Below are 5,843 nucleotides of genomic sequence, written 5' to 3'. Positions count from 1 at the left end.
CAAGGACTCCACAACTCCACCGAGCCAGAGTGCTCACCCACCAGCGGCCACAGGCCGAGCCTGCCAGAAACGGCCGGCTCAGCACTCATTAGCCGAGCCAACCGCGAAGGCGAAGCCGAGCCGTCCTTCACACACAACGTGGGTGGGGTGGTCCCGTCACGAGTCGCGCTGACGCGTTGTGCCGCGCCCGAGGGGATAGGTCAAGTCGACACGCTTTTCGTCGACTTGACCTATCCCCTCGGGTGTGGCTGCCTCCGTGCGACTCGTGACGGGACCACCCCACACCAACAGCACCACCTACGCAGCCGCAAGCCGCCCAAAGCAACAGAGAGGATGTTGTGGCGGGATCACCTGGGCTGGTCTGACCCTCAAAGCAACTGACCGCGGTGTCCTTCGCCGGATCTGTCGTCCGGCCTGGGTGGTCTCGCTGCACGTCACCAGGCGGGCGGAAGTGACCTGATAGGAGCCTGTCGCCACAGGACCCATCTCTGTTCTGTCCGCCCCGCCCGGCCCGGTGCGTGCCGTCCCAGCCAGGTCTCAGCGAGCAAGGACGACAGGTCTCAGAATGCCCCATCAGCACGACCGCACCCACATCACGGTGTTCGGCGGGGTCGACACCCACACCGACACCCACCACGCCGCCGCACTGGACCACCACGGCCAGGTCCTGGGCGACGCCGAGTTCCCCGCCACCCCCGAGGGCTGCACACAACTGTTCGACTGGCTATCCGGCTTCGGCCCAGTCACCAAAGTCGGCGTCGAAGGCACCGGCTCCTACGGCAAACAACTCGCCACCCTGCTGCGCCACAACAACATCGAGGTCCGCGAAGTCTCCCGGCCCAACCGCCGAACACGCCGCAACCACGGCAAATCCGACGTCATCGACGCCATCAACGCCGCCCGCACCGCCCTGTCCGGCGACAACACCTCCACACCCAAAACCGCCGCGGGACCCGTCGAGTCCATCCGCGCACTCCGAGTCGTCCGCGGCGGCGCGGTCAAAGCCCGCACCGCCGCCCGCAACGAACTCACCAACCTCATCACCACCGCGCCCGCCACACTCCGCGAAGCCTTGCGCGGCAAGAAAGGCAGGGCACTACTCACCGCCTGCGCCGCCCTGACCCCAGACCTCGCCCGGCTCACCAACCCCACCCACGGCACCATGCTCGCCCTACAGGCCATGGCCGAGCGGATCACCAACCTCAACCAGCAGATCACCCAGCTCGACAAACACCTCGACCCCCTGGTCGCGACCACCGCCCCAGCCTGGTCAGCCTGCTCGGAATCGGCACAGACGTCGCCGGCCAGCTCCTCGTCACTGCCGGCGACAACCCCGAACGACTCCACAGCGAGGCAGCCTTCGCCAAACTCTGCGGCGTCGCACCACTACCCGCCTCATCCGGACGCACCGACCGGCACCGCCTCAACAAAGGCGGCGAACGACAAGCCAACCGAGTCCTGCACGTCGCCGTCGTCGTCCGCCTCCGCTACTGCCCACGCACCCACGCCTACCTGCAACGACGCACCGAACAAGGCCTCACCAAACGCGACATCATCCGCTGCCTCAAACGCTACGTCCTCCGCGAAGCCCACACCGCGATCATGAAAGACCTCGCAGCCACCGCTTGACATCTATAGGAGCGTCAGGCGTGCCATCAACCCGCCGACGGCGCTGGACAGGTCTTTGATCAGATTGGCGGGGTCTGGGGCGGAGCCCCAGAAAGCAACCGGCACACCAGCACGCAACCCAACCACCCCAACGGACAACAAACCGCCACCGCCGACGCAACCGGGGGACGACTTACGGAACTGAAGCGACCCGCCAAAGGGCACCCCCAACACCACCCAACAGACCACAAACCAGACACAGCACCCCGCCCTGACCAGCACCTTCACCCCCACCCGGCAAATCCAAAAAAATCCCCGAAAACCAGCGCAACGATGCGCCAACTCGTACGTCTATGTGGGTGTCGCAAGCAGCACAGCCAAGGACCGTTCGGGCGGCCCAAGGCAAGGGGGAGCAGCCTGCAGACGAAGGGGAGCGAAGGGACGGCGGGGGCCGAACTTCGCGGCGAGGTGCGGCCGGACCGAACGGGAGAGCGGTCCGGCCGCACTGTCCGCCCCACAACTCAGCCTGGGTCCACGCAGCTCAGACCCATAGGCGTCAAAAATTGTCAGACCCCCAGAGCATCATCAACCGCGTGAGGCCTTCAACCCCGCGGGAGAGCTCAAAATGGATCACGTACTGGCGAACGTGCTGCACGAACGTGTGTTCGCAATCCTCAACCAGCTGGAATCTCCGGAAACGGCAAGGCTGGTCGCAGCATGGCGCACTCTGCTCCGCCAGCACGAGCCGACAGAGAGCGGGGCCTGCAAGGCGTGCGGCCCACGATGGCGCAGACACATGTGCTCGGTCTGGCGGGTAGCCGCCAACTACTTCATCCGGCACGAGCAGCGCTACAGCGACGCCAGGGGCTCCTGAGCCACGTGAGGCCCCTGAACCACCCGGACCCACACCGCGAGGTGGGTCAGCCGCAGACAAGCCGTCAGAAAGCTACTGAGCCGTAGTTCAGCAAAGGTCGAACCAGAACCCCGAAGAACCGAAGATCAGACGGTCACGCCACGAGCGTTGAGCCACGTCAGCGGGTTGATCTTCTGGCCGCCCGGGTTCCAGACCTCGAAGTGCAGGTGAGGGCCGGTGGAGAAACCGCGGTTGCCCATCCGGGCGATCTGCTGCCCCGCCTTGACCTTCTGGCCCTCACGGACGTTGAACGTGTCGACGTGGCCGTAGACGGTGATGGTGCCGTCCTCGTGCTGCACGCGAACCCAGAGACCGAACCCGGAAGCGGGCCCCGCCTCGATCACCTCTCCGTCGGCGACGGAGAGGATCGGGGTGCCGATGGGGCCGGCGATGTCGATGCCGAGGTGCATGGTGCCCCAGCGGCCGCCGTAGCCGGAGGTGAAGTCACCGGCGGCGGGGCGGACGAACTTCGGGCGCTTCTTCTCGGCCTCGGCGGCCTCGCGCTGGGTGGTGAGCTGCTGGCTGCGCAGGAGCTTGGCGGCCTCGGCGGAGCCTTCCGACGTCGTCTTGGCGACCGCGAGGATCTGCGGCGCGGAGGCGGTGTCACCGCCAACGCCGTCGAACGTGGCGGCGCCGTCGGAGTGGTTCGCGAGGTGGAGGTCCTTCTTGCTGTCGTCCGAGGCGGCCTGCAGGGTCTGACCTGCGCCTGCCGCGGCGAAAGCGCCTACTGCGACGGCGGCGACGACGATTCGTCCGCGAAGCGCCGACGGTGGCGGGGGAAGCCTGTGGGAGCTGACGGTGCGCGTGGAGGCACGGTCGACCGCCTCATCAAGCGCAGCACTGCGTTCATGGCCGCCGGGGGAGCGGTGGTGACTCAAAGCTTGCCCTTCCGCCTTCGGGGAGCCTGATCTGTGGACCGCCGGGCGGGGGATTCCCGGTGAGTCAGATTTCGGGGTTCTGACTCGGTGTCCTTCTGTGATCAGACCGTGACAACGGACCGGGGGACAGTAACGGCGGGGAGCCTCGGAGGGCAAACCCCAGTTCGTTATGTCGTCCGAACGGGCGGCAACCAGCTGGTTTCAACTGTCAACTGTGACCGTCGGTAGCTTCGGGCGGCCGACACGCCTCGCCGCCAGCGGCGATGGGGTGGCCCAAAGAGTCATCCGATCGGGTGATGGCAGTCACAACTACGTGAAGCGTCCTCGTGTCAACCGGCAAAGAAAGGTGACCTGAATCACGTATCTGGTGCTCCTCGACGAGTAATGACGAGTGCTCCAGTCGGGCGTTGCGCTGCGGGACGATGATCTGATCCATCTCCGACCACACGACGACGAACCGCGTGCCGCACGGCCGGCAGGGCTCGGCGAGCTCTTCCAGGAGCTCGGAACCGGGCCGCAGCTGCTTGGTCAGCGGAGTCGGCAGCAGATAAGCGGCGAGCGTGCCTTTGTGCGGCGTTCCGAGTGTTACGAGAGTGCGGACGCGTGAGTCGCCGTGCAGCCGTTGCACGTAGTACCTGGCGATGAGACCGCCGAGCGAATGGCCGACGACGTGCACCTGATCCGCGCCGGTCTGCTCGCAGATGCGCTCGATGTGTGCGCCCAGCAACGCGGCCGAGCGGCGGACGTCCCCGGTCAACGCCGTCAGCACGCTGTAGTTGATGGCGTGTACGACCCCGAAGCCCCGCCTTCGCAGTGCCCCCGACAGCACCGCGAAGGCGGAGCGGTTGTCCCCGATGCCATGCACCAACACGATCGGGGTGCCCGCCGCGTCCATCGCCGAAACCACCAGTCCGCGCTGGCGTGGTGGCAGGCCATCGGTGCGGTAGTGCCGGAACTGGCCGTCCGGGCGCAGCTTCTCGGTGATCGCCCCCCACGGGTAAAGCACCGTGTGGGCCGTCAACCAGGCCGCTTCCATCGCGACCCCGCGCATCCCGCCGGGTGTGGCCATGGCGCGCAACGCGACCTTGACCTCTTCGGCGACGTCGCGTGCGGTGTGCACTCCCCAACCGGCGCGGTCGAGAACTGCGTCAGTCAGACGCGTGATCCACGACCGGCTGTTATCGCTCACATCAGCGACGGTAAGTGATGAAGTCACCGGCTAGCAGTACCCGGCAGATGTTTTCCACATGCGAACGAATTTCGTCTCAGTAGGTCGCGCCCGTTCGGCTCCACCATCGCCGCGCGACCGGATGTCACCGCTGCGCGACCGGATATCCCAACCGCCGTGCGACCAGATATCACTGGTGACACGGAACCCACCACCGCTCTTGCTAGGTTCCCCCGCGATGACTCGAACCGAGCTCGAGAACCAGACCCCGGCGGCCGCCAGGCTGCGCACCTCGTGGGCCCTCGCCGCGGCAGGCTCCCTTCTTCTCGCGGCCGGCCCGCTGCTCGGCGTGGTCGACGGAGCGGAACCCGCCTACACGTCGTGGCCGCTGCTCGCCCTGCTGGCGCTGTTGCCGCCGGTGGTCGCGGGTGTGCTGCTGATGCGCGGCAGGCCGTTCGTGGCCGCGGGGCTGATCGCCGCGGTGGGCGTGTTCGCCTTCGGCCGCCTGCTCAGCGACCTCCAGATCGTCGTCGACGCGATGGCCGTGGCACGGCCTGAGCTGTTCCGGCCGTCCACTCTCATCGCGGTCACCCCGGCGGCGGGTGCGTGGTCGCTGATCGCCGGGTACGTGCTGGTGATCGCGGGCGGTGTGCTGGCGGCTGGTCGCGCGGGCATGCCGGCGGACGAGTCGGAGCCTGCGGGCCTCGTTGCCCTGCACGTGATCACCGCCGCCTGGGCGACGGTCGGGTTGCCTGGGCAAGCCGTTCACTGTCGGCGGACCCGTTCCAGCTCGACCGCGGGCCGTGGGACCTGCCGGTGCTCGGGCTGACCGGCGGGCTGCTGGTGGCACTCGCAGCGCGCTCGCGATCGCGCTCGCGGCCAGCTCGCCCGACCCGGACACCCGCCAGGGTGGCGTTCTCGGCGTGTCGCTCGCCCTGCTCAGCGTCGTGCTGCCGTGGTTGGTGGCGGGAACCGTCGCCTCCGGTCTCGGCATCACCGTGGGCCCGGTGCTCGCTTTGCTGGCCGCGCTGGCACTGCCCGCCCTGCCCCTGCTCGCCAGGTTGGTGCGGCTGCTGCGCGGGAAGCGCGACGAGACGCGCGACCTCACGTTGCCGTCGGTCCGGCGCATGCACGTGGCGGCAGGTGTCCTCAGCGTGCTCGCCGCCGCTGCGATGCTCATCGGCGCGGTCGTGCCGCAGCTCGTCCTCACCACGGGTGGCGAGGCGCCCGAGCTGGCGTCCGCGAACCTGCTCTGGCCGGCCGGTCTCGCGTGGTG

General features: G+C 67.8%; 5 protein-coding genes and 2 pseudogenes. 5 read left to right on the top strand and 2 right to left on the bottom strand.

Annotated elements, in window-relative coordinates:
• Positions 1–565 precede the first annotated feature (565 nt).
• The 3 genes and pseudogenes from FXN61_RS56830 to FXN61_RS46640 form a co-directional block, all read left to right on the top strand.
• A pseudogene (locus tag FXN61_RS56830) lies at positions 566–1,033 on the top strand (IS110 family transposase); the annotation flags it as partial.
• 74 nt (positions 1,034–1,107) lie between these two features.
• A complete protein-coding gene (locus FXN61_RS56825; RefSeq protein WP_446684964.1) occupies positions 1,108–1,629 on the top strand; it encodes a transposase in 522 nt (173 codons plus the stop codon).
• Between the two features lie 604 nt (positions 1,630–2,233).
• Positions 2,234–2,482: a hypothetical protein gene (locus FXN61_RS46640; protein WP_167980217.1), complete on the top strand. Its 249-nt coding sequence runs from the start codon at positions 2,234–2,236 to the stop codon at positions 2,480–2,482.
• A gap of 125 nt (positions 2,483–2,607) precedes the next feature.
• Here FXN61_RS46640 and FXN61_RS46635 read toward each other — a convergent pair whose 3' ends face one another.
• Both FXN61_RS46635 and FXN61_RS46630 read right to left on the bottom strand, forming a co-directional pair.
• Positions 2,608–3,399: a M23 family metallopeptidase gene (locus FXN61_RS46635; protein ID WP_167980216.1), complete on the bottom strand. Its 792-nt coding sequence runs from the start codon at positions 3,397–3,399 to the stop codon at positions 2,608–2,610.
• A gap of 208 nt (positions 3,400–3,607) precedes the next feature.
• Positions 3,608–4,588, bottom strand: a complete 981-nt coding sequence (locus FXN61_RS46630) for an esterase/lipase family protein (protein WP_312878534.1) — start codon at positions 4,586–4,588, stop codon at positions 3,608–3,610.
• Positions 4,589–4,805: 217 nt separating this feature from the next.
• On the opposite strand from FXN61_RS46630, the gene FXN61_RS46625 reads away from it, so the two are divergent.
• The gene (locus FXN61_RS46625; RefSeq protein ID WP_167980215.1) at positions 4,806–5,396 is read left to right on the top strand and encodes a hypothetical protein; all 591 of its coding nucleotides are present in this window, start codon (positions 4,806–4,808) and stop codon (positions 5,394–5,396) included.
• Positions 5,371–5,843 (top strand): annotated as a pseudogene (locus FXN61_RS46620) (hypothetical protein); the annotation flags it as partial. The gene FXN61_RS46625 and the pseudogene FXN61_RS46620, both read left to right, overlap by 26 nt.

Origin of the sequence: Lentzea indica (assembly GCF_012184385.1) — a bacterium.
Classification (GTDB): domain Bacteria; phylum Actinomycetota; class Actinomycetes; order Mycobacteriales; family Pseudonocardiaceae; genus Lentzea; species Lentzea indica.
The sequence above is the reverse complement of the archived record's forward strand: the minus strand, read 5'-3'. Positions and strand labels throughout refer to the sequence as shown.